Origin of the sequence: Pseudoalteromonas sp. T1lg21 (genome assembly GCF_002964625.1) — a bacterium.
GTDB lineage: Bacteria > Pseudomonadota > Gammaproteobacteria > Enterobacterales > Alteromonadaceae > Pseudoalteromonas > Pseudoalteromonas gelatinilytica.
The window spans coordinates 635,802-659,222 of sequence record NZ_PQBX01000056.1; the positions used below are offsets into that span (position 1 = coordinate 635,802).

24 protein-coding genes and 1 pseudogene are annotated in these 23,421 nt (G+C 41.5%); 7 read left to right on the forward strand and 18 right to left on the reverse strand.

All coding sequences use genetic code 11. The features are described from left to right. Window positions 1–13: 13 nt before the first annotated feature. The 4 genes from C2M25_RS13125 to argC are packed head-to-tail and all read right to left on the reverse strand — an operon-like array spanning window position 14 to window position 3,922. Complete coding sequence (locus tag C2M25_RS13125; protein ID WP_063703147.1) at window positions 14–1,216, reverse strand: argininosuccinate synthase; 1,203 nt, start codon at window positions 1,214–1,216, stop codon at window positions 14–16. Window positions 1,217–1,225: 9 nt separating this feature from the next. After that, entirely contained in the window at window positions 1,226–2,146 is a 921-nt protein-coding gene (locus C2M25_RS13130) for an ornithine carbamoyltransferase (protein WP_063703145.1), read from the reverse strand. Window positions 2,147–2,153: 7 nt separating this feature from the next. Beyond that, on the reverse strand, window positions 2,154–2,912 hold the full coding sequence (gene argB / locus C2M25_RS13135; RefSeq protein ID WP_105174865.1) for an acetylglutamate kinase: 759 nt from the start codon (window positions 2,910–2,912) through the stop codon (window positions 2,154–2,156). Continuing rightward, a complete protein-coding gene (argC, locus tag C2M25_RS13140; protein ID WP_105174866.1) occupies window positions 2,912–3,922 on the reverse strand; it encodes an N-acetyl-gamma-glutamyl-phosphate reductase in 1,011 nt (336 codons plus the stop codon). The genes argB and argC overlap by 1 nt, the downstream gene beginning before the upstream one ends. A 220-nt stretch (window positions 3,923–4,142) precedes the next feature. Here argC and argE point away from each other — a divergent pair, with 220 nt between their 5' ends. Next, a complete protein-coding gene (gene argE, locus C2M25_RS13145) occupies window positions 4,143–5,294 on the forward strand; it encodes an acetylornithine deacetylase (protein WP_105181291.1) in 1,152 nt (383 codons plus the stop codon). 19 nt (window positions 5,295–5,313) lie between these two features. On the opposite strand, the gene panP is transcribed toward argE, so the two are convergent. Continuing rightward, the gene (panP, locus tag C2M25_RS13150; RefSeq protein WP_105181292.1) at window positions 5,314–6,942 is read right to left on the reverse strand and encodes a pyridoxal-dependent aspartate 1-decarboxylase PanP; all 1,629 of its coding nucleotides are present in this window, start codon (window positions 6,940–6,942) and stop codon (window positions 5,314–5,316) included. A gap of 248 nt (window positions 6,943–7,190) precedes the next feature. On the opposite strand from panP, the gene C2M25_RS13155 reads away from it, so the two are divergent. Next, window positions 7,191–9,041 (forward strand): bifunctional diguanylate cyclase/phosphodiesterase, encoded by a 1,851-nt coding sequence (locus C2M25_RS13155; RefSeq protein WP_105181293.1) that lies wholly within the window; start codon window positions 7,191–7,193, stop codon window positions 9,039–9,041. Here C2M25_RS13155 and trmB read toward each other — a convergent pair. The 8 genes from trmB to folB form a co-directional block, all read right to left on the reverse strand. Beyond that, a complete protein-coding gene (gene trmB / locus C2M25_RS13160; protein WP_063703125.1) occupies window positions 9,038–9,703 on the reverse strand; it encodes a tRNA (guanine(46)-N(7))-methyltransferase TrmB in 666 nt (221 codons plus the stop codon). The two genes, C2M25_RS13155 and trmB, sit on opposite strands and share 4 nt — an antisense overlap. Next, window positions 9,703–10,470 (reverse strand): ABC transporter permease, encoded by a 768-nt coding sequence (locus C2M25_RS13165; RefSeq protein ID WP_063703120.1) that lies wholly within the window; start codon window positions 10,468–10,470, stop codon window positions 9,703–9,705. Before C2M25_RS13165 ends, trmB begins: the two co-directional genes overlap by 1 nt. Next, window positions 10,470–11,399: an ABC transporter ATP-binding protein gene (locus C2M25_RS13170; RefSeq protein ID WP_105181294.1), complete on the reverse strand. Its 930-nt coding sequence runs from the start codon at window positions 11,397–11,399 to the stop codon at window positions 10,470–10,472. The genes C2M25_RS13165 and C2M25_RS13170 overlap by 1 nt, the downstream gene beginning before the upstream one ends. Continuing rightward, window positions 11,396–12,019 (reverse strand): flavin prenyltransferase UbiX, encoded by a 624-nt coding sequence (locus C2M25_RS13175; RefSeq protein WP_105181295.1) that lies wholly within the window; start codon window positions 12,017–12,019, stop codon window positions 11,396–11,398. The genes C2M25_RS13170 and C2M25_RS13175 overlap by 4 nt, the downstream gene beginning before the upstream one ends. 22 nt (window positions 12,020–12,041) lie before the next feature. Continuing rightward, on the reverse strand, window positions 12,042–13,385 hold the full coding sequence (mpl, locus tag C2M25_RS13180) for a UDP-N-acetylmuramate:L-alanyl-gamma-D-glutamyl-meso-diaminopimelate ligase (RefSeq protein ID WP_105181296.1): 1,344 nt from the start codon (window positions 13,383–13,385) through the stop codon (window positions 12,042–12,044). A 161-nt stretch (window positions 13,386–13,546) separates the two neighbouring features. Then, window positions 13,547–14,350, reverse strand: a complete 804-nt coding sequence (locus C2M25_RS13185; protein ID WP_063703109.1) for an undecaprenyl-diphosphate phosphatase — start codon at window positions 14,348–14,350, stop codon at window positions 13,547–13,549. Then, complete coding sequence (folK, locus tag C2M25_RS13190) at window positions 14,347–14,835, reverse strand: 2-amino-4-hydroxy-6-hydroxymethyldihydropteridine diphosphokinase (RefSeq protein ID WP_063703107.1); 489 nt, start codon at window positions 14,833–14,835, stop codon at window positions 14,347–14,349. The genes C2M25_RS13185 and folK overlap by 4 nt, the downstream gene beginning before the upstream one ends. A 1-nt stretch (window position 14,836) precedes the next feature. Further along, window positions 14,837–15,193: a dihydroneopterin aldolase gene (gene folB, locus C2M25_RS13195; RefSeq protein WP_063703105.1), complete on the reverse strand. Its 357-nt coding sequence runs from the start codon at window positions 15,191–15,193 to the stop codon at window positions 14,837–14,839. A 228-nt stretch (window positions 15,194–15,421) separates the two neighbouring features. Between folB and plsY the strand changes: the two genes are divergently transcribed. Continuing rightward, window positions 15,422–16,024 carry a glycerol-3-phosphate 1-O-acyltransferase PlsY gene (plsY, locus tag C2M25_RS13200; protein WP_063703103.1) on the forward strand — a complete coding sequence of 201 codons (603 nt, stop codon included), beginning with the start codon at window positions 15,422–15,424 and terminating at the stop codon, window positions 16,022–16,024. Between the two features lie 7 nt (window positions 16,025–16,031). Here the strand turns inward: plsY and tsaD are convergent, their stop codons facing one another. The 3 genes from tsaD to C2M25_RS13215 all read right to left on the reverse strand — a co-directional run bounded on the left by tsaD (window position 16,032) and on the right by C2M25_RS13215 (window position 18,047). After that, entirely contained in the window at window positions 16,032–17,045 is a 1,014-nt protein-coding gene (tsaD, locus tag C2M25_RS13205) for a tRNA (adenosine(37)-N6)-threonylcarbamoyltransferase complex transferase subunit TsaD (protein WP_063703101.1), read from the reverse strand. A gap of 62 nt (window positions 17,046–17,107) precedes the next feature. Further along, window positions 17,108–17,698 carry a YjaG family protein gene (locus C2M25_RS13210; RefSeq protein ID WP_063703099.1) on the reverse strand — a complete coding sequence of 197 codons (591 nt, stop codon included), beginning with the start codon at window positions 17,696–17,698 and terminating at the stop codon, window positions 17,108–17,110. After that, window positions 17,682–18,047, reverse strand: a complete 366-nt coding sequence (locus tag C2M25_RS13215; protein WP_054560955.1) for a putative signal transducing protein — start codon at window positions 18,045–18,047, stop codon at window positions 17,682–17,684. Before C2M25_RS13215 ends, C2M25_RS13210 begins: the two co-directional genes overlap by 17 nt. Before the next feature lie 86 nt (window positions 18,048–18,133). Between C2M25_RS13215 and C2M25_RS13220 the strand changes: the two genes are divergently transcribed. The 4 genes and pseudogenes from C2M25_RS13220 to C2M25_RS13235 all read left to right on the forward strand — a co-directional run bounded on the left by C2M25_RS13220 (window position 18,134) and on the right by C2M25_RS13235 (window position 21,890). Continuing rightward, window positions 18,134–18,541, forward strand: a complete 408-nt coding sequence (locus C2M25_RS13220; protein WP_054560956.1) for a DUF2721 domain-containing protein — start codon at window positions 18,134–18,136, stop codon at window positions 18,539–18,541. Window positions 18,542–18,592: 51 nt separating this feature from the next. Then, a pseudogene (locus C2M25_RS13225) lies at window positions 18,593–20,118 on the forward strand (DUF3369 domain-containing protein). Between the two features lie 122 nt (window positions 20,119–20,240). Continuing rightward, window positions 20,241–21,128 (forward strand): LysR family transcriptional regulator, encoded by an 888-nt coding sequence (locus tag C2M25_RS13230; protein ID WP_063703094.1) that lies wholly within the window; start codon window positions 20,241–20,243, stop codon window positions 21,126–21,128. 141 nt (window positions 21,129–21,269) lie between these two features. Beyond that, complete coding sequence (locus C2M25_RS13235) at window positions 21,270–21,890, forward strand: 2OG-Fe(II) oxygenase (RefSeq protein WP_063703090.1); 621 nt, start codon at window positions 21,270–21,272, stop codon at window positions 21,888–21,890. Here C2M25_RS13235 and ubiA read toward each other — a convergent pair whose 3' ends face one another. After that, window positions 21,891–22,769, reverse strand: a complete 879-nt coding sequence (gene ubiA / locus C2M25_RS13240) for a 4-hydroxybenzoate octaprenyltransferase (RefSeq protein WP_105174870.1) — start codon at window positions 22,767–22,769, stop codon at window positions 21,891–21,893. It abuts the gene before it with no gap. Next, the gene (locus C2M25_RS13245; protein ID WP_105174871.1) at window positions 22,766–23,311 is read right to left on the reverse strand and encodes a chorismate--pyruvate lyase family protein; all 546 of its coding nucleotides are present in this window, start codon (window positions 23,309–23,311) and stop codon (window positions 22,766–22,768) included. Before C2M25_RS13245 ends, ubiA begins: the two co-directional genes overlap by 4 nt. Window positions 23,312–23,421 lie beyond the last annotated feature (110 nt).

Sequence of the window (23,421 nt, forward strand, 5' to 3'; positions counted from 1 at the left end):
GGCAATAATTAAATTACTTTTTCGTTAGTGCTGAGATTCTGCTTGATAGCGAGAATAAACGAATGAAGCCTTCAGCATGTGATTGGTCATATACATCATCTTCACCGAAGGTTGCAAAGTCTTCGCTGTATAAGCTATTCGGTGATTTTTTCTGTACCGCAGTGACTTGGCCTTTATAAAGCTTAAGCACAACTTCACCCGTTGCTAACTTAGACAGAGATTCAGCACCAGCAAGAATCGAGTCTTTTAATGGCGTAAACCAACGACCGTCATACACTAGGTGAGAGAACTCACCACCAAGCACTTCTTTCCACTTACGGCTTGATTTATCTAACACGAGCTCATCAACCGCTTGAAGAGCTGCCATGATCACTGTGCCCCCTGGTGTTTCATAACAACCACGCGACTTCATGCCAACTAAACGGTTTTCTACGATATCAACACGACCCACACCATGTGGCGCAGCAATGTTATTTAATTTAACTAAGCAGTCATATGGTGTTAGTGATTCACCGTTTACTGCAACCACTTCACCTTCAACAACGTTTAATGTTACATATTCAGCTTCATTTGGCGCTTGCTCTGGCGAGTTAGTCCACGTCCATACTTGATCACTTGGTTGGCACCATGGATCTTCAAGCTCACCACCTTCATGAGAAATGTGCCAAGCGTTAGCATCACGGCTATAAATTTTTGTCGCTGAAGCAGAGCATGGAATATTTCGCTCAGCTAAGTAATCAAGTAATGATTCACGGCTTGATAAGTCCCACTCACGCCATGGCGCAATCACTTTTAGATCCGGTGCAAGGGCTGCGAAACATGACTCAAAACGTACTTGGTCGTTACCTTTACCTGTACAACCATGTGAAAGCGCATCAGCACCTACTTTACGGGCAATTTCAACTTGCGCTTTAGCAATAATCGGACGTGCCATAGACGTACCTAGTAGGTAAGTACCTTCGTAAATAGCGCCTGTTTTTAAAGTTGGGTAAATATAGTCACTGACCATTTCGTCTTTTAAGTCTACGATATGACATTCTGACGCACCTGAAGCAATCGCTTTTGCTTCAACGCCTTCGAGCTCTTCTGCGCCTTGGCCTACATCAGCAACAAACGCGATTACTTCACAGCCGTAGTTTTCTTTTAACCATGGCACGATTGCCGATGTATCAAGACCACCAGAATAGGCTAGTACGACTTTTTTAATTGAACTCATTGGTGTTCCTTAAACAAAATTTGGATTTAATAATGTGACAAGTAGAGCGTTTTGCGCATGCATACGATTCTCTGCTTGTTGAATAATTTTTGATGCTGGGCCATCCATTACCTCAGAGGTAATTTCAAACTCACGATGCGCTGGCTGACAGTGTAGTACAGTCTGCGCACCTGTTTTCTCTAATAGGGCTTGGTTAAGCTGATAAGGCATATATTTAGCTTTTACCTGCTCAAGCGGTGTTTTATCACCCATTGAAACCCAGGTATCAGCATAGACTGCATTTGCGCCAACTGCCGCCTCAATTCTGTCACTTACCATAACAGACGCACCATTCATTGCTGCAATTTGCTCTGCTTGCTTGAGAATTTGTGAATCTGGCGAACTGCCTTTAGGACAAACTGCAACAAAATCAGTGCCTAAAGTGGCAGCTAATAACATTAGAGAGTGTGTGACGTTGTTACCTTCACCTAAGTAAGCAAGCTTTAGTTTGCTAACATCGCCATGCACTTCTTGCAGCGTTAAAAAGTCAGCAAGCGCTTGGCATGGGTGATATAAATCACACAGGCTATTAACGACAGGCACCGATGAGTACTCAGCAAGTGTAGTCAGTGTTTTGTGTGCATACACGCGAGCAACAATGCCATCAGCCCAAGCGGAGATATTAAGAGCAAAGTCTTTAACTGATTCACGAGCACCCATGGCACCATTTTGTGAATCTAAATAAACCGCATGACCGCCTAATTTATTAATACCAATATCGAATGATAAACGGGTACGTAAGCTGGGTTTTTCGAACAAGGTAACCACTGATTTACCCGCTAATGCTTGGCTAAAATCAGCTGGATTTGCTTTAATTTTTTGCGCTAAGTTAAGTAATTTAAGGGCGCCTTTTTGGTCTAATTCAAGACCATTTAAGAAATTCTTTAACATGAAATACCTATGGTGTAATTTTCGTTCCTACATGCTCGCCTTTTAATAAAGCGACTAAGTTCTCTGGCTTAAGCCAGCTTGAGATATACACACCACGTCGTAAATGTTGGGCAGCAAGAAGGCTGGTCTTTACTTTGACCTCCATCCCGCCCTGAATAACTCCTTCAAGGATAAGTGTTTCGATTTGCTGCGTATTAAGTTGATGTAGTGGCTGCTTATTTGCATCTAGTACCGCTTCTACATCAGTCATAAAAATAAGTTCTGCATCAAGCTCTTTAGCGATAGCCGCTGCGGCTTCATCTGCATTGACGTTGTACCATTGGCCATCTTCCCCAAAGCCAATAGAGCTCACAAGGGGTAAACGACCTTGTTCAAGTAAGCTAGGTAGCACGCTGTCACAACTACCTGAACACTGACCTACTTGCGCCAATACTTTAAGTTTTTCAGATACCAGTACACCCGCTTCATAAAGGCTTAAACCCACAGGTTTGTGACCTGCGCTGATTGCTTGGCTCATTAATTGTTTATTGGCACAACCTGCAAGGGCACCAACAATATAAGGCATTTGCTCATTTGGGCTGATACGTAAGCCTTGATGTTTTGCAGTTACAAAACCTGCGTCTTGTAACCAAGCATCCACTAAGGCACCACCACCATGAACAATGACAAAGTTATCTTGTTCAGAGGCTAAAACATCAAAAAGCGCTTTTGCTGCATCTGCGCTATTTAACACAGCACCACCGACTTTAATGATCCAAGTTTTCATTACAGCGCTCCTACTAAACCAGTGTGATGAGGTTCACCCATGGCTAAATTAATACACTGTAATGCTTGTCCTGCCGCGCCTTTTAGAAGGTTATCAATCGCAGACATAACGATGAGTTGCTCACCTTTTTGTTGCCATGCAATATCAACAAATGGTTGTTTAGCGACGCCTTTGATGCTTGGAATTTTATTGCCAAGTAAGCGAATTAACGGCTCGTTAGCTAACACTTGATATGCCGCGCTCACTTGCTCTGCTGTTACGCCCGGTTTTAATTGCACATAAATAGTTTCTAAAATTCCGCGAGGAAAATTACCTAAATGTGGGGTGAATAACACAGGGTGACCAAGGTGCTGCTCAATCTCAGGTGTGTGTCTGTGATTAAACAAACCATAAGGAGCAAGTGACACTTCGCAGAAATGCGTATTAACACTGGCTTTTCTGCCAGCGCCTGTAACACCTGACACCGCATTAACAATAATGGCTTGATCAGCTAATAGCCCTGCTTCTTTAAGTGGTTTTAAAGAATTAAGTGCTGCGGTTGGGTAACAACCCGCTACAGCAACAAGGTTTGCTTTACTGATCGCATCACTATTCCATTCAGCTAAACCATATGCAGCTTGTGTTAAAAGCTCTGGATGTTCATGTGCGAAACCGTAATAAGTTAGGTAATCCTCATTCCCAGCTAAACGGAAACCACCAGATAGGTCGAATACTTTTTTACCCATGGCTAAAAATTGGGGAGCAAGATCAACACTGACCTTGTGGTCTGTACACAGGCACACATAATCAGCATTATTTTCGATATCTTGGAAAGCCTCAGCTGTTAGAGGCTGTAGTGGATACTCTAACAATCCAAGGTGCTCAGGGTATAAATCGCTTAATAATTTATCTTTATCTAAACTCCCTTCAGACACATAACATGCTTGTAGGGTCAGTTTTGGATGCTTAGCAACTAAACTTGCTAGCTCTGCGCCGCTATAACCACTTGCGCCAATAATCACTACATTCATTGCTTACTTTTACCTATTAAATCTGTTTATCGATACGCCTAAAATTACTCGCACAATTGCGAATAAAAACACTGTCTAAAGTAATGAAATCAGGTTATCGTCGTTTCGTGTTCATCGTACAGCTTTACTAATATTTATGCTTAAAAAGTGAATTGATATTCATCATAAATACTTTTATATTGTTATGCAATTAGATTGAATAATTATTTTTGGATTTTTTATGTCGCTACCCTCTTTTTTATCTATGTATCAGCAGCTGATTGCAGCCCCTTCAATTAGTGCGATTGAAGATTCTTTGTGCATGAGCAATAAAGGGGTTATCACCTTGCTCGCAAATTGGTGCGAAAGCCTTGGTTTTACTTGTGAAATCACAGAGCTTGAAAACGGCAAAGGCCGTTACAACTTATTAGCCAAACGTGGTGAAGGGGATGGCGGTTTAATGCTTGCAGGTCATACCGATACGGTGCCATTTGATGATAGCCGCTGGAATTACGATCCGTTTAAACTCAGCGAGCATGACAATAAACTATATGGTTTAGGTAGTATTGATATGAAAGGCTTTTTTGCCTTTGTATTGCAGGCAATTAGCGAGCTTGATGCTACGAAGCAAACAGAGCCACTATTGATCCTAGCCACAGCCGACGAAGAAACCACGATGGCCGGTGCACAGCAAATTTGCCGCCACCCAGATTTAAAACCAGCGCGCTGTATCATTGGTGAACCAACTGATATGACACCAGTATTTACTCATAAAGGCCATATGAGTACAGCGATTCGTGTGATTGGCCGCTCAGGCCATAGCTCTGATCCTGAGCGTGGTTTAAACGCCATCGAAGTCATGCATAAAATGATTACAAAATTGTTAATCATTAAAGAAGAATTAAAGAATAAATATTCAGTTGACCACTTTGAAATTCCGTACCCTACTTTGAACCTTGGTCATATTCATGGTGGCGACAATGCCAACCGCATTTGTGGCTGCTGTGAAATGCACATTGATATGCGACCTTTACCTGGTTTAAGCGTGCAAGAACTGCAAGCGATTTTGCTAACTGCTGCAGAAGAAATTAATGCCCAATACCCAAATGCTGTAAGTGTTATCGACATGCATGAACCTATCCCTGCGTTTAGCGGCAGCACGGATACAGCATTAGTAAAGCTGGCCGAAAAAGTCTCGGGTCAACCTGCTGTCGCTGTAAACTATTGTACAGAAGCCCCTTTCATTCAACAGCTTGGCTGCGAAACCATTGTTATGGGACCTGGCTCAATTAACCAAGCCCACCAGCCAGATGAGTTTTTGGCGATGGAAAAAATAAAACCTTCGCAAGCGATTATCAGTAACATGATCAAAGCAAGCTGCTTTAGTGAATAGGAGCATCACGCTCCCTTTTCTAATCCATATACTTACTTAAATATTTTTTAAATACCGGATCGGTTTTCGCCAGCTCTTTTTGCTCCGCTAAAATATCTTTTAGAATCGCTTTAGAGGTTAATGGGTTAGCTAAAACAACGCGAAAAACCACGGTAGGTTGATGGTCATACTTTGCAGGTGTTAAACGAGTACGGGATACAAAAGAACGTCCCGCTTCACGCTGACGTTTTTGCATGCTCGCAGTAAAGCGATTCAACGAAGCGTAAATATCTAATTTCGTTTCTTCGTCAGCCTCATTCAGCTTTGCTTGGATCTCTTTTGGAACATAACGGTAGGTTAATAGGCAAAGCTCTGGCTCTGAAATTAACTCAAAGTCTTCATCTTGCTTGATCATATTGGCAAAAGTGCGTGCTTTCACGATGCTACGGTCAATCAGCATCTCATAGCCTTTTCGGCCAATAACACGTAAGCAAGCATGTACTAACATTGCCATACCAGGGCGGCTGCCCTCAAGTGTATGACTCCCTAAATCCTTCGAGCCTTTACGAAGAATATATTCCGCATGATGCTCAATAGCATCCGTTGCGGCAGGGTCTTTAAATAACACCAGACCTGCCCCCATTGGCACATACATTTGTTTGTGTGCATCAATGGTAATTGAATCAGCGCGCTCAATACCGCTTAAAAGGTGGCGGTAATTTGAAGAAAGTAAGGTTGCACCGCCCCATGCAGCGTCGACATGAAAATGACAGCCAAGCTCTTCGCTCAAATCAGCCATCTCATTTAGTGGATCGATACTACCCGTTTCAGTTGTCCCAGCAACACCCACAAGCGCCATTACCTTAATACCAGACGCTTCAAGCTCATGAGCCTTTTTGCGCATCGCATCGACATCAACTTTATTATTTTCGCCAGTAGCAATGGCAATGATGTTATCGCGACCTATGCCCAGTAAATCAACGGTTTTACCTAATGAGTAATGGCCTCGCTCAGATACAAGTACAGCTAAGCCTTTGTAACCATAGTGCAGCATTCCAGCGATTAACCCCTGTGCGGCAATGCCTTTATAATTACCATCGGCTTTTAATAAACGGTTGCGGGCAATCCATAAAGCGGTAATGTTAGCGACAGTGCCACCTGAACAAAATGCGCCTAATGAGGTTTTCGCACTGTGCATCCATTTACTGTAAAAACTGTCATTTTCACCATAAGCAAGATGATGCATCATTCCCAATACTTGTCTTTCAAGTGGTGTGAATGCTTTTGAAGTTTCAATTTTTACTAGGTTTTGGTTTAGACCGACCATTAACTTAGATAGCGGTAACACAAAGTGCGGTAACGCTGAGGTCATATGGCCAATAAAGCTCGGCGCAGCGGTATGCACAGAATGAGCAACTAACTGCTCCATAATGTCTTGAGCGTAATCAGAAACAAAAGTTGGCTCTTCTGGAATAGTGGCCGTTTGAAAGTCTTTTTCAATTTCGTGCAAAGGCTTTTCAATCGCTGCAATGTTCTCATTTAAGAACCCAGCTAAATTGCTAGAAATTTCAGATTCGATTTTACTTAATGTCGAGTCTGGTGCTTCTGGCACCGTAAAAATACGAATCAAGCTTTCTTTAGAGGCGACGGCACAACGCTTTTGATCCATCCTAATACCCATAATTAGCAGCTAAAAATGCACCCGATGATGGGACACCTTGGTGAGCACTTTTGCAGCACTGTTTCTACGAAATTGGCTAACTTTACTGGAATATCACGAAAATGTCTCGCATAAAGCAAAAAAGCCCTAATTTCGATGACAAAAAAGTGATCAGTTAATGAAATTTGCGGGCATTTTCTACTATCAGCCCCGCATTTTTTGAGTATAATCAAATGATAACTGCTAAGGGAACCTCTATGCCCAAAGGAATGCAAAAAACCAGCTGGCTGCTATATGGCTTCGCCGCATTTTTTATAAGCTTATTTGGCTATATCTATTACACCTATGAAACCACCCGCAGTGAGATCATGGAAAATATCGATAGCAAATTGCTTAATGCTGCGGTCAGTGTCAAACATATCCTCGGTGATGACTACCACAATATAGTGAATGCAGGGTTACCAGTCTCTGCGGCAACCTATAAAGAAAAAAGCCGTGCTCTATCTGAGTATGCAAAACAAATGCAATTAGCCTATGTGTACGCAATGGTACTGCGCGACGGCAAAGTGTATTTTAGCGCCTCGAGTTACACGCAAAAAGATCAAAACAATGGCCGCGTTACCCAGTTTCTAGATGCCTACCCAGAAGCAACTGAACTTAATAAAGAAGCCTTTTTTTCGACTGAACCAGTCTTTGAGATCTCAAAAGATCAATGGGGCTATTTTAAAAGTATTTTTGTGACTTTTGTCGATAATAATGGCCACACTTATATCACTGGTGCCGACATAACCATTAGTGATTTGAATCAGCAGCTGCAGCATAGTGTTACACGCGCAATGATCACCGGCTGCTTCTTTTTCTTTATCGCTGCACTTATTGCAGGGCTGTATTTTTTACAACTGAAACGCTCGCTCTCTACGGATGCCCGTACCGGCTTTGCGAACCATGTTGCGCTGGAATACTACATAAAAAAAACCACTAAACACCGCATGGAACTGGCCGTTATTGCCATTAATGAGTTAGAAGACATTAGCAGTTTTTATGGCACGCAAGTGAGCGATAAAGTAATGGCAAACCTACTTGGCTATTTTCAATCACGAATGCCAGGCGAAGGGTTTGTTTATCGTTTAGCAACCAATAAAATTGCGCTATTAAGAACGCATAGTGATGAGCGCAATATCGATGATGTAATAACGGCCTTTAACCATGCAATTCCAGCACTAAAAGAACCTTATATTTACGTGAGCTTGTATGCAGGTATCGCCACTGGTAACAAGCAAATGCTGATTGAAAATGCCCATGTTGCGCTGCAACAAGCAAAGCTAAATAACCAGCGTATTGTGCGTTATGAAAATGTCTTTAAACAAGTTGAAGAGCGATTTAGAAGTAACGTAACCCTTGCCAAAGAAGTAAAAGAAGCTTTCGATAACAATCGCATTGTCCCTTATTTTCAAGCTGTCTATGACAACCAGAGCAAACAGATTGACCATTATCAATGCCTTGCCAGAATGGCCAGTGCCACGGGCCGTATTCATGCACCAGATTACTTTATGATGGTATTAAAGCGCTCACGGATGGACGGCCTTTTAAGACGTACCATGTTTACCCGTTGCATTGAACAATTTAGAAAAACCAATGTGCGCTGGAGCATTAATATTACTGCGCAAGATATTCTCGATCCTAGTTTAAGCGAGTTTTTAGAGTTACAACTAAGGCGCTACCCGCAGCCCCATAATATTATTTTTCAGTTTTATGAGCGTGATGCTATCGCTTACTTTAGTGAAGTAAAAACGTTTATTAATACCCTAAAAAATAAAGGCGCTCAGGTTATTATTAATGAATTTGGCGCGGGTTTTTCAAACTTGCCCCACATCAGAAAGCTCGAAATTGATGGCCTAAAACTTGATAAAGGATTGGTCAGCCAAATTCATATCAATGCCGATAACTATCTGTTTATTGAGAACTTGGTGAAATATGCTCAGCAACTTAAACTTGAAGTGATTGCTGAGCAAGTTGATAACGAGCAAATAGCAGACGCACTAGCTCGCGCGGGTGTGACTTTAATGCAAGGGAGTCACTTTGCACCACCGACTCCCTATATTCATTAAAGGTTGATCACCAGGCGGTGACTTTGTTGACCACTGGCCCAATATTTACGTTCGAATGGGGTAATTGCAGTATCGCTTTCGTATAGCTCAACATCGCACTTATGCCCTGCAAGCTCTAATGAGCGGGCAAATTCCTTAACGTATATATCCCAGTTACTTCTAAGCTCTAAGCGACCGCCTAATTTAACGATATACGGAAAAATTGCAGCGCCGTGCCAGCGTCTTTGCAAGTGCTTTGCTTTTGGCCAAGGATTTGGATACAACAAATAATGATGACTAGGTTGCCAGTTTGCAGCCACGGCTAAACGCCAAAAGTCGTTTAAATCAGCTTGTACTAAAATGTACTGCCCTGCATCCGTTTGCTTGTACTCGATATCATGCTTGTCTAAACGATGTGATGATTTATCAATGCCAATCACCAGTGCATCGGGGTGACGTTTTGCTAAGTTAGCGGTGCTTTCACCCACACCACAACACGAATCAAGAATGAGCGGCCCCTTAAACGCCTGCACCTTCTCGTTAACCTGATCAAAAGCCGCTTGCGTATGCTCTGCAATCGGCTTTTTAAATTCAGCACTTAAGTGTTTTAAAACAATTTCGTCTAGCTTTTCATGTAAGCCAGGTTGATTCGATACAATACTTCTCGAATTTGCATCCGTCATTAATGTCTAAGCCCCACACCACGTTTAATAAGGGTTAATGCTAACGTAAATAAACCTACAATAAATAAACCAAGTACACCAAATGCTACCGATAAATCGACATCAGACACACCTAAGAAACCATATCTAAATGCATTCACCATATAAATAATTGGATTCACTTGCGATACGCCTTGCCAAAATTCTGGCAACAAGGTGATAGAGTAAAACACCCCACCGAGATAAGTCAGCGGCGTTAAAATAAAGGTCGGGATAATACTAATATCATCAAAGCTATTAGCATAAATTGCATTGATAAGACCGCCTAACGCAAACACAGCCGACGTTAAAATAACCGTTGCCATAATCACAAAAATATTATGAATTTGAATATCAACAAATAGCAAAGAAACACAGGTAACAATTAAACCAACCAGCATGCCTCGTGTCATGCCACCGCCCATGTAGCCAAGTACAATGATGTAATTGGGCACTGGCGCAACTAATAGCTCTTCAATGCTTTTTTGAAATTTAGTCGAATAGAAACTAGAAGCAACATTCGAGTAAGAGTTGGTGATCACCGACATCATAATCAGACCCGGGACAATAAACTCCATATAAGTAAAGCCACCCATATCACCGATACGAGAACCAATCAGATTACCAAAAATCACAAAATACAGGCTCATCGTGATTGCAGGTGGAACTAAGGTTTGCACCCAAATACGTAAAAAGCGAATACACTCTTTGATCCAAATACTTTTTAGCGCTACTCCATATCTAAACATTATTCGCCTCGCCCTTGTTCTAATAAGCCTACAAACAGCTCTTCTAATCGGTTTGCTTTATTTCGCATACTCAGCACAGTATTACCTTGTTCAGTCAGCGCACTAAATACTTGGTTTAAGCCCTGAGACTTCGCCACTTCAACTTCTAAAGTGTGATCATCAGTGAGTGTGTATTTGTAACCGTCGATGCTAATTGGCTGCACAGGTTGCTTTAAATCCAGTACAAAGGTTTCTTTATCAAGCTTGGCAAGTAGCGCTTTAATGGTAGTGTTTTCAACAATCACACCACTGTCGATAATCGCGATGTTTTTACATAACAGCTCAGCTTCTTCTAGATAATGGGTAGTCAAGATGATGGTCACACCTTGCTTATTAATCTCGCGAAGAAAATCCCACATAGAACGGCGTAGCTCAATATCAACACCGGCTGTTGGTTCATCTAAAATGAGTAACTTAGGTTCATGCATCAGTGCACGAGCAATCATTAAACGGCGTTTCATACCGCCTGAAAGGGTGCGTGCTTGCTTATCTTTTTTCTCAAGTAAACCTAACTGCTTTAAGTATTTTTCAGCGCGTTCATGCGCTAGCTTTCTTGGCACACCGTAGTAACCCGCTTGGTTAACCAAAATTTGATTTAGTGTTTCAAACTGACTGAAATTAAATTCTTGCGGCACTAAGCCTAGTTCAGACTTAGCGGCTTCAAGGTCTGTATCAATGTCGTGACCAAACACCTGAACCCGACCAGCACTTTTGTTCACTAACGATGAGATAACGCCAATGGTGGTTGATTTACCTGCACCGTTTGGTCCAAGTAAAGCAAAGAAATCGCCTTGCTGAACTTGTAAATCAATGCCTTTTACGGCTTCAACACCATTTTTATAAACCTTTTTTAGGCCTTCAATATTTAATGCGATCGTTTTTTCGCTCACTGTTTGCCCTCTCCATAACCCCAACGTTTCGTTAAAGTATGTTCAATGTTTAAATGATCTAAAATTCGCGCCACCATAAAATCAACCAGATCTGAAATCTGCTCTGGCTGGTGATAAAACCCCGGAGCCGCTGGCATAATGGTTACGCCTAGCCTTGCTAGCTTCAGCATGTTTTCAAGGTGAATTTCGCTAAATGGCGTTTCACGCGGGACTAAAATTAATTGCCCACGTTCTTTAATCACCACGTCAGCAGCGCGTTCAAGTAAGTTATCTGACGCACCGACCGCAATTGCAGACACTGAACCTGCACTACACGGACAAACCACCATTTTTTTCGGCGCAGCTGAGCCTGATGCAACAGGACTAAACCAGTTGTCTTTACCAAATACTTTGAGTTGCTCAGGGGCAGCGTTAAAAAGTGTACTAAGCTGCTCTGTCGCTTTGTCTTCGTTGCCTGAAAGTTTAATATTCGATTCAGTATCAAGCACCACTCTTGCCGCACTTGAGATCAGTACATACACCTGAAACTGCTGTTCAAGTAATACCTCTAGTAACCGTAAGCCATAGGGAGCACCTGAAGCACCGCTAAAAGCTAACGTTATTTTATCTTTAAATTGCATACAGTTAAGCTCCGTATACTGGTTAGTTTTGTTCAAGAGCAGTGATTAAACGCTGATGAATACCTTCAAAACCACCATTACTCATAATTAAAATATGTTGTGACGGCGCACTGTTGCCAACAACCTGAGTAATGATTTCCTCAGTGCTTTTCATGCAATGCATACCGGCTTTGTCTGCATATTCTTTAAGCGACCAGTTTAAATTTTCTGGCTCAAATAAATACACATCATCTGCTGCATCGAGTGAATCAATTAGGGTTTGTTGATGCACACCCATTTTCATAGTGTTTGAACGAGGCTCTAAAATAGCAATGATCTTATCAGTGCCTACTTTTGCACGTAGCCCTGCTAAGGTTGTTTTAATTGCCGTTGGATGATGGGCAAAGTCGTCATACACTTTTATCGAGTTAATGTCGGCCTTAAGCTCCATACGGCGCTTAGGAGAGATAAACTCAGCTAAGCCTGCAATACTGACAGATACCGCGATACCGACGTGTCTGGCTGCTGCAATGGCCATAATGGCATTTTTGACATTGTGCTCACCCATGGCTTGCCAGCTGACAACACCTTGCACTTGTGAATTTAATAGCACTTCAAACTCGCTACCATCAGCTTTAAGTAAACGGTAATCCCAATCACCCGAGAGTGTTTCGCTCTCGCTCCAAAGGCCACGTTCAATCACATCTTGTAGTGCTTCGTCTTGGCTTGGCCAGATCACTTTGCCACTACAGGGTAATGTACGCATCAAGTGGTGAAATTGTTTCTTTATTGCGTTTAAATCTTCAAAAATATCAGCATGATCAAATTCAAGATTATTTAGAATTAAGGTGCGCGGTAAATAATGAACAAATTTACTGCGTTTATCGAAAAACGCCGTGTCGTATTCGTCCGCTTCAATAACAAAAAATGGCGTTTCGCCAACACGGGCTGACACCCCAAAGTTTTGTACGATACCGCCAATCAAAAAGCCCGGTTTCATTCCTGCGTATTCTAGTAACCATGCCAGCATACTGGCTGTAGTCGTTTTACCATGGGTACCTGCAACAGCTAAAACCCACGAGTTTTGCAATAAATTATGCTTTAACCATTCTGGGCCTGAAGTATAAGGCAAGCCTTTATCTAGTACGTATTCAACGCAAGGGTTGCCTCGACTCATAGCATTACCAATGACGACCATATCTGGCGCGGGTTCTAGTTGGGCAACGTCATAACCTTGGGTGAGTGTAATACCTAACTCTTCTAATTGCGTGCTCATCGGCGGGTACACATTTTGATCAGAGCCTGTCACGGTGTGACCTAACGATTTAGCGATTGCGGCAATTCCCCCCATAAAGGTGCCACAAATTCCAAGAATATGAATATGCATCTACTGTCCTGAGCAAAATGAATAAGAGATAAGTAAGGCGTTATAATGCCAAATATAAGCTTTACTTACCATTACTACACGGCAATAGACTTTTGCCAAATAGCCAACATAAAAAAACACCTCAATCTGAGGTGTTTTTCGAATTAAGGTGAATACTTATTTTACAGCATTAAGAACGCAAACAAACCTACACCTAATAGTAAGCGGTAGATAACAAATGGCATCATGCCCATGCGCTCAATCACTTTTAAGAAAAAGAAAATACATGCATAAGCCGACACAAATGATAAACCTGCGCCTAGTAAAATAGCATGCCAATCAATTGCCTCGCCCGCTGTTGCAAGCTGATACACATAATATGAACCTGCTGCGGCAATCACAGGGATTGACATTAAAAATGAAAAACGTGCAGCGCTTTGCTTGTTTAAGCCCAGCATTAAACCCACAGTAATGGTAATACCTGAACGCGATGTTCCAGGGAAAACCATAGCGAGAACTTGCGAAAACCCTAACAATAACGCGCTAAAAAAGTTTATTTGGTAAATATTCTTAACTTGCTTTGCTTTTACGTCGGCATACCAAAGTAACAAACCAAATACGATGGTTGAGGTGGCTATAACCCATGCATTACGCGAGTAGCTTTCAACAAAATCTTTGAATAGGTAACCAATTAATAATGCAGGTATAGTCGCTACAATAATCCACCAGCCTAAACGACTATCATCGGTTGCTCCTTGTGAGCCAAATGATTTAAACCAAGCGCCGAGAATATCCACCACTTCTTTACGAAAATACAGTACCACCGCACCTAACGTACCTACGTGTACCGCAACATCAAATGCTAAGCCTTGGTCATGCCAACCTAAAACTTGTGAGGGTAAAATTAAATGAGCTGAGCTCGAAATAGGTAAAAACTCAGTCAATCCTTGAATTAAGGCTAAAACAATTATCTCTATAATACTCATGGGTTAGAAAACTCCACCTTCCATAGTTTTTGTTGTGGGTTGTTATAATTATTCCATAACTCAGCCAAAGTTAGCTTAGCTACAGGGTGAAAAAAGTCGGGAGCTATTTCAGCAAGAGGCTGTAATACAAACGCATTTTTGGTTATTTCATCCCGCGGTAACTGCGCAGGCGAATCACAGATAATGTCATCATAAAACAATAAATCAAGGTCTAATGTGCGCGGGCTAAACTTTTTATCCTCGCGAGTACGGCCATTCTCAAGTTCAATTTTTTTCAGTAGTTTACAGAGTTCAGCTAATGGCATATCGGTTTTTGCTGCAACCACTGAATTATAAAAATTGTTACCTGCAAACCCCACCGCTTCACTTTCATAAACAGACGAGTGTATAAAGTCAGGAAAATAAGGCTTTAAGGCAATAAGCGCTTGTCGAAGATAATGCTCTTTGTTGACATTAGAGCCTAGGCTAATAAATATTTGCGCCATGTTAGTTTGCCTTACGACGGGTGATCTCAACTCCCACAGTTTGCGCTTGTGGCACTGCGGCTGGTTTACTAACACGAATAGTCACTTGGTTGGTCGTAAACTCAGCCAGGATCAATGCAGCTAATTGCTCAACTAAAGTCTCAAGCAGCTCAACAGGTTTTGCTGTTGTGTGCTCAATCACTCGCTCACTCACCTTGGCATAATCAAGGGCTAAATTAATATCATCCGTTGCCGCTGCGGCTGAAATATCACATAACATTTCAATATCAAAATACAGGCTTTGTTTACTTTCTTTTTCAAAATCATACACGCCAATGATGGTGTCTACGTGCAGTTGTGATATATATACCTTGTCCATTGATACTCCAAGTGACATAAATATTAAAAACAATACTCATCCTAAACGCTTATTGATTTCAATAATGCGCTGTATAAGCTGTCATAGTGTTTTAATATATAAAAATTACCCCTACAATAACGGATAGATGCATTGCAATATGGTGCTTACATACTACTCGATGAGAGCGGCAGATGGTTTTGCCGCCAATGATAGCCCAAAAGTGCAGATTAAAAAATAAGGAAGCGCGTGTTAGAAGTTTTAATGTTAGTTTTAGCTTACATACTGGGATCGGTCTCTTCCGCTATCCTTGTATCACGGCTGTTTAAACTACCAGACCCACGCAGTCATGGATCGAATAACCCGGGTGCTACAAATGTTTATCGCCTTGGTGGTAAAGTCCCCGCTGTTTTAGTTCTTGTCTTTGATATTTTAAAAGGAACCATTCCTGTTTGGGGTGCCTACTTTTTAAAAATAGACCCTCTAATGTTAGGTTTAATTGGTGTGGCTGCCTGTTTAGGCCATATGTATCCACTGTTTTTTAGTTTTAAAGGTGGTAAAGCCGTCGCGACCGCTTTTGGCACGTTATTACCGATTGGTTTATCGCTAGGTGGGATGTTGATTGCAACGTGGATCTTAATTGTTGCTATCACGCGTTATTCATCACTTGCGGCTCTGGTTACGGTTTCATTAGCACCTCTTTATACGTGGTGGATAAAACCTTTGTATACCTTGCCTGTTACCTTTTTAACCATACTGATAATTTTCCGTCACAGAGCAAATATTACTCGCTTGATGGCAGGGGAAGAACCTAAAGTAGGGGCTAAGAAAAAAGCCCCTGAACAAGAATAGCGAGCAGTTATAAGGCTTCGAGTGAATCAATAGGCCAGCGCGGCTTAGTTTTCATATCGAGGCTTGCAAATTGACCGGCTTTCAAACGCTGCATACCAGCGTAAGCAATCATTGCACCGTTATCTGTACAAAACTCAGTGCGCGGGTAATACACGCGCCCTTTCATGCCTTGCATTACTCGTTCAAGTTGCGCACGCAGTTGCACGTTAGCACTCACACCACCAGCAATCACTAAACGTTTGATACCGGTTTGTTTTAATGCACGTTTGCATTTAATGATTAAGGTATCAATAACTGCTGTTTGGAATGCATGAGCAATATCAGCTTTAGTTTGTTCATCATCATCGCTATCACGAATCGCAAGGGATGCCGCTGTTTTTAAACCACTAAAGCTAAAATCTAAGCCTGGTTTATCAGTCATCGGGCGCGGGAAAACAAAACGCTCAGGCGACCCTTGCTCTGCAAGTTTTGCTAAACGTGGGCCGCCAGGGTAATCAAGACCTAATAACTTCGCGGTTTTATCGAATGCTTCACCTGCGGCGTCATCAACTGACTCACCTAATACTTCGTATTCACCAATGCCAGATACTTTAACCATCATAGTATGACCGCCTGACACTAATAGTGCTATAAACGGAAATTCCGGTTTGTCCTCTTCAAGCATTGGCGCAAGTAGGTGACCTTCCATATGATGTACAGCAACGGCTGGAATATTCCAACCATAGGCCAATGAGCGACCAATAGAAGTACCCACAAGGAGCGCCCCAACAAGTCCAGGGCCTGCGGTGTAAGCAATACCATCTAAGTCTTCTGGGCCACAGCCCGCTTGTGCAAAGGCGGCATCAATTAAAGGTAAGGTTTTACGCACGTGATCCCGTGAAGCAAGTTCAGGTACCACACCGCCGTAATCAGCATGTACTTTTACTTGGCTATACAGTTGATGTGCTAATAAGCCTTGTTCATCATCATAAATGGCAATACCTGTTTCATCACATGATGATTCAATACCTAAAATTCGCATCAATTACTCCGCCAAGAAAAAACAAACGCGCATTTTACAGCGAAAACACGCATTACTAAATATTAAATTGCAATACCAATGTTGGTTTGACCGTCAGATACCGCCAGCTGCTTAAGCTCTTTTACGTTCTCTGAGGTAATTCGGCCCATTTGCTCTACAAAATCAATAAGCTCAGCAAGTACATCAATTTCGTATTGCATTAAAGGGTGTTCACGTACGGCTTTGTTATCTGCTACTTCACCATCAACCGTTAGTTGGTACTCTATGAAGCGTGCCACCGAGGCCTGTGAAATTTTACTGATGCTCAAGAACTCTTGTTCATCTTTTGCAATCAACCCATGCAACATACCTAATAAAGCGGTTGCTGTATCGATTGCTGGATAAGTCCCAAACATATCAAAGTCGCTCAGCTCCGGTACATTTGGTTCAATTTTCTCAATCTGCTTTTCAAGGCTAATCTTACTTTTTGGCAGTAAGATTTTTTCCCAGCACACATTTAGTGCACTACGAAATACCGCGGCATCACCAAACCCAGTTGCTTCACTAAACAAGCTATAGTTAGGCAGCATACGTTCAAGTAATGCCCCGCCTAACACCGCTTTTTGCAAATAGTTTAATTCTCTAATACGTTGAAAATTATTCGCTTTCGTCATTCTTTACAGTCCCACAAGACCAACATATTTCAAATGTTGCTCCGTTAAGCTCATGACATTTTGGGCATACCCAGTCAGGAGCCGATTGTTTTAATTGCCGGTAGTTTAGCAATATTTCTTGCGCCTGGCGCTCTTTTAATGCGTAAACAAGTATATCAACCCCTGTTTGTTCAAATGGGATTTCCCCAAGCGCCCCTTGTAAAAGCTCTCCTTGTAGTTGCGATTCAATTCCCTTGCTTTTTAAAAGCCCTTTAATAATGTTTGCTTCTAAGCCGTTTTCAGCCTGAAACACTTTCACCCAAGCGAATGGGTCCTGCTTGGCTGGTTGATTTAAATTATTGTTTTGCAAATCACTTCCCTTTTACTTTTCTATCTTTAAATCCTAAACTACGATAGCAACTAACTTCGCTGCAATGCTTATTTCAAGGTAGCCACATGACTTTAACAACACCGGGATTGTTATTCCCTGCGATCTCTTTACTGTTACTTGCTTACACTAATCGCTTTTTAGTGCTTGCTCAGCTTATTCGAGAACTCAATGCACGTGAAGGAGAAAGTATCCGCCCATTGGTTGTTGCGCAAATTACCAATTTAAGAAAACGCATTAAATTAATTCGCGTAATGCAGGTTTATGGTGTTGCCTCTTTTTTAATGTGTACCTTATCAATGTTTGCATTATTCATCGAATTTAATACCACAGGTATCATTTTATTTGGTATCAGCCTCGCGTGCTTAGCCTTGTCGCTTCTCACCTCTTTGTATGAGATTCACATTTCATGTGATGCTATTGAAATCGAATTGAAGAATATCGAAAAAAAACCAGTTTCAGATAAGGCAGAGTAAATTTCTGCCTCTATACTTATTGTATGAGATACAACAATAAGTGGTGTTTTTGTGGATGATTTCTTATTTTCTGAAGAACAGTTAGAAGAAAATAATGTACAAACTGAAGAACCTGAATACTGGCATATTCTTGTTGTTGATGATGAAGAAGATATTCACCAAGTTACGAAACTAGTATTAGCTGGGTTTACTTTTGAAAATAAAAGTCTGCGCTTTTATGACGCCTATTCTGCTGCCGAAGCAAAAGAGTTTCTAAAAAAAGACATTCCATTTTCTGTCGCTCTTGTTGATGTAGTCATGGAAACCAACCATGCTGGTCTTGAACTTATTCAATACATTCGCGATGAAATAGAAAACCATGATATTCGCTTAATACTACGCACAGGTCAGCCAGGTGAAGCCCCTGAAGAAGCGATTATCCGCGATTACGACATCAATGATTATAAAAACAAAACTGAGCTCACCGCGATTAAAATTAAAACCCTGCTCTACTCGGCGTTAAGAGCACACCGCGATATTCAAATTATTGACCGCCACAAACATGGCCTTGAACAGATCATTAATGCATCTGCTAACTTTTTAAAATGTGACAGTGTTCATGAATTTGCTTCAACAATTTTAAGCCATGTCACTAATGTGATGGGGATTAATGACACGCAAATTTATTGTGCTGCGGCCGTTAATCTGCAATCGTCACCAGCAAAAGATTTTCAATTGCTTGCCGCCTCTGGCGTGGGTCCTACACCAAAGCAAAACACCATTCCTGACGAAGTAAAAAACTTATTTATAGATGCCCACGAGCGAAAATCATCACTGAAAACAAGTAATGATTATATTGTTACTTCCCTACCAAAGCGGGTCTTGAAACCATGCTCTATGTTCACAAAGGCAGTAAGTTACAGCCAACAGAGCATCAGCTGTTAGAGTTTTATGCCAACAATATTGCACTCGCCTACGACAACTTAAAGCTCAGAGAAATGGTGAAAGAGTCGCAAAAAGAGTTGTCTTATATTCTTGGTGAGGCGGTTGAAAAGCGCTCTAAAGAAACAGGCTCTCATGTTAAGCGTGTTGCATTATACAGCGAGTTACTGGCACAGCTTTCAGAGCTTAACCCATTTCAATGTGAAATCATTAAGCTTGCTTCACCACTGCATGACATTGGTAAGATTAGCATTCCCGACAGCATATTGAATAAACCGGGCAAACTGACTGATGATGAATGGGAAATAATGAAAACCCATGCCGAAATTGGTTACGAAATATTAAAAAATTCAAGTAACGAGATATTGACATGCGGCGCTTTAATTTCTTATCAACACCATGAAAAGTGGGACGGTTCAGGCTATCCACAAGGTTTAATTGGTGACGATATTAATATTGTTGGCCGCATTACCGCCCTTGCTGATGTGTTTGATGCGCTTTGTAGCGACCGTTGTTATAAGAAAGCGTGGCCATTAGATGAGGCACTATTATTAATAAAAGACCAGCGCGCGAAACATTTTGATCCAATTCTAGTCGACTTACTACTTGAAAATTTACCACTTTTCTTAGAGATTAAAGACCGTTACCCTGATTAATTGTAACTTTTCTGTAAAACAAACACTTCCCAAAAAGGGTACAATAATTTACTATGCCCACCGTGAAGTATAATAATACCGCCTGGACGTAAAGGGCTTACTTATAACAAGGGACTATTAAAGTGAGATTTGAACAACTTGAACAATTTGTAGCACTAGGCGTGCTGAGGCATTTCCGCCAAGCTGCAGAAAAAACCCAAATTAGCACTTCAGCGTTAACTCGCAGCATCCAAACGCTTGAAGATGAAATTGGCTATGAACTCGTTACCCGCTCTACTCGCTCTGTAAAGTTAACCAAAGAAGGTGAACTTTTCCTAGAGTACGCTAAACAAACCCTCGACAACCTTGAAGAAACTAAAAAACGTTTATTCGAGTCATTAAATGGCTGTGCTAACGAGAAGCTAGTTATTGGCTATACCAACAAAGCAAGCACGGTAGTACCAGTATCTTGCGGTCAGTTTTTAGCGCAGTATCCACACGTTAAAATTGAGATGCAGTTACAAGAGCAAAGTGAGCTTGTACGTAAACTACAATTAGGTGAAATTGATATCAGTGTATGTTCTCAAGCGATGAACAGTATTGGCAGTGATATTCATTTACCTGATCAACTGATCATTTTCGTGGCTAAAAACCACCCGCTTGCAAATAAGAGCGACATTAGCAAACGCGACTTTGCAGACTACCCAATGTACAGCTGCTTTTCACAGTCAAAACAAGTGCAGTCTATGCTAAACGATGCAATCGAATCTTTTGATAAAACATCAAGTATCAAAGTAGGTAGCATTGAACAAGTAATGGATGGCCTTAAAAAGTCGAATCACATCGCCATTGCCAGTATTGAACACACAAATATTGTCTCTTCAGACCCAGAATTACTATTATTGAAAACCAATAAAGGCATCGCACACGAGCAGCTTGTGATCCAAACAAACCAACAAATCAATGAGAACTCTCACGTTAGTCATTTACTTGATCTCATTGAAAAAACAGCATTAGCAAGCCAAGGCTAAGCGCCGTTTAATTACCGCTAGCCTGAAATAAATCAGGCTAGCTAATCCGCCTTTATTTTTCACACTATCTACTGCATAAAAAGCGTGCATTGCACAATTTTTCATATACACTTACGCACCTTTTTTTGATTGTGCACATGAATGACCGCGCAGCTTATTTCCGACACTTATTTAGATGCCATCGAACGTGCTGGCTATGCCGTTGTTGAAAACGCGATTGATGAAAGCTTAATCGCTGATTTAATGGCTGATTGTTATCGTATTAACCCACATTTCCATACTGCTGGCATTGGCCGTTTGAACGACCAACAAATAGATAAAACCGTTCGTAAAGATAAAACCTACTGGTTTGATAGTTCAAGCCAAGCACAAATTACATATCTTGCGACCATGGAAGCGATAAAAACACAGTTAAACCGTAGTTTTTATTTAGGGTTGTTTGACTATGAATGCCATTATGCAAAGTATCAACAAGGTGACTTTTATAAAAAGCACTATGATGCCTTCAAAGGTCGTTCGAATCGCATTTTCACAACGGTTTGTTACTTAAATACGCCAGAATCTGGCGGTGAGTTGGTGATTTACAAGCCGAAAAGTAAAGATATTGAGATTGTCGTAAAACCTCAAGCCGGCATGCTGGTTATGTTTGAAAGCGAACGATTTATGCATGAAGTATTACCCGCAAATGATGTTCGCTACTCTATTGCGGGCTGGTTCAGAAAAAATGCGTCGATCAGCGGTATTATCGACCCACCTAGATAATTAAAATGGCAGTGGCAAGGATGCTGCTAAACCAATAAAAATCACTAACCCCACATAGTGATTATTCAAAAATGCTTTGAAGCAAGGATCTCGTTCTCGTTTATGAATAAGCATTTGTTGATAAAGTAAAAACCCAACTGCTGCCACTAACCCCAGCCAATAAGGCAAGGCAAGTTGATGACTCATGCCAATGTAAGCAAGAATTGCGATAAATAAAGCATTGAGTAAAAAGATGATGTGTCTGTCATAGCTTGCAAACAAGATTGCCGTTGACTTAACCCCTATTTTTAAATCGTCATCTCTATCAACCATGGCATACATGGTGTCATAAGCCACAGTCCAAACAAGATTCGCGGTAAATAGTAGCCAGGCTTCTAATGGTACAGAACCAATTGATGCCATATAGGCCATCGGAATAGCCCAACTAAATGCAGCACCCAGCACAACTTGCGGTAATTGGGTATAACGCTTCATAAATGGATAACAAAACGCCAGTGCTAAAGCACCAAACGACAGTAATATCGTTGACCACCCGAGCGTTAACACTAAACCAAACGCCACCACAATAAGCAGTACAAATAAGCTTAGAGCTTCACCACTTGAAACTAACCCTGCGGCTAGCGGTCGCTGGGCTGTACGCTTAACTGAGCCATCTATTTTACGATCGGCAAAGTCATTAATTACACAACCAGCACTACGCATCACAAAGACACCTAAACTAAATACCACAAAGTTTAATAAACTAGGAGTGCCAAGCTCCGCTAGCCATAGTGCCCAGTAAGTAGGCCACAATAACAATAAAGTGCCAATTGGCTTATCGGTACGCATTAATTGCTTATAGTAAGGAATATGTGCGACCTGTAATGCAGCTAGCTTCATAGGTATATATAAGCTCCAGGTAAGAAAACTTCTGCTACTAAAAAATGAGCATTAGATAAACTAAATACACTGCGTCTTCCCCACAATGAATTAGATGGTAAGCCTAGCTCAGCTGTTAATGCCTGAATGGCGTGCTGCTGCGAAAACTCAGCAACCTCGATTTCTGTGCGAGATAAGCTTGGGTCTTGAAAAATAACATCACCCAGCGGCCTTGTACCCATACTTAGTAACTGCTGCTTTTTTAATGTATCATCTGCCGGCAACCAGCTTTGTGCATAAACCATTGGTTTGCCGTCACATAGAAGTAACACTTCGCGGTTTAAAGCCTGACTTAGCGATGTATTGAGTAATGCTTGTTGCTCGCAGGTTAGGTCAAAGGGTGCTTCGTTTAAAACTTTAACTGAAAAGGCCTGACAGTGACTTTTAAGCTTGGCCGTTAATGACCCGGCCTCAAGCAGCCAACCTTGCTCTTGTTGCGTCAAATTTGGAAATGCTGAAGCAGGCTGCCAATTTGCAGCTAATGAAACTGGGAATGTGATCACAACGACTCATTATTTTTAAAAACCGTGCAAATGATATCACTGCTGCACGTTTCGAAAAAGTCATGATTTAATCTCAAGCTGGGTTAAAAAACGCAGAACAGCCTGTATCT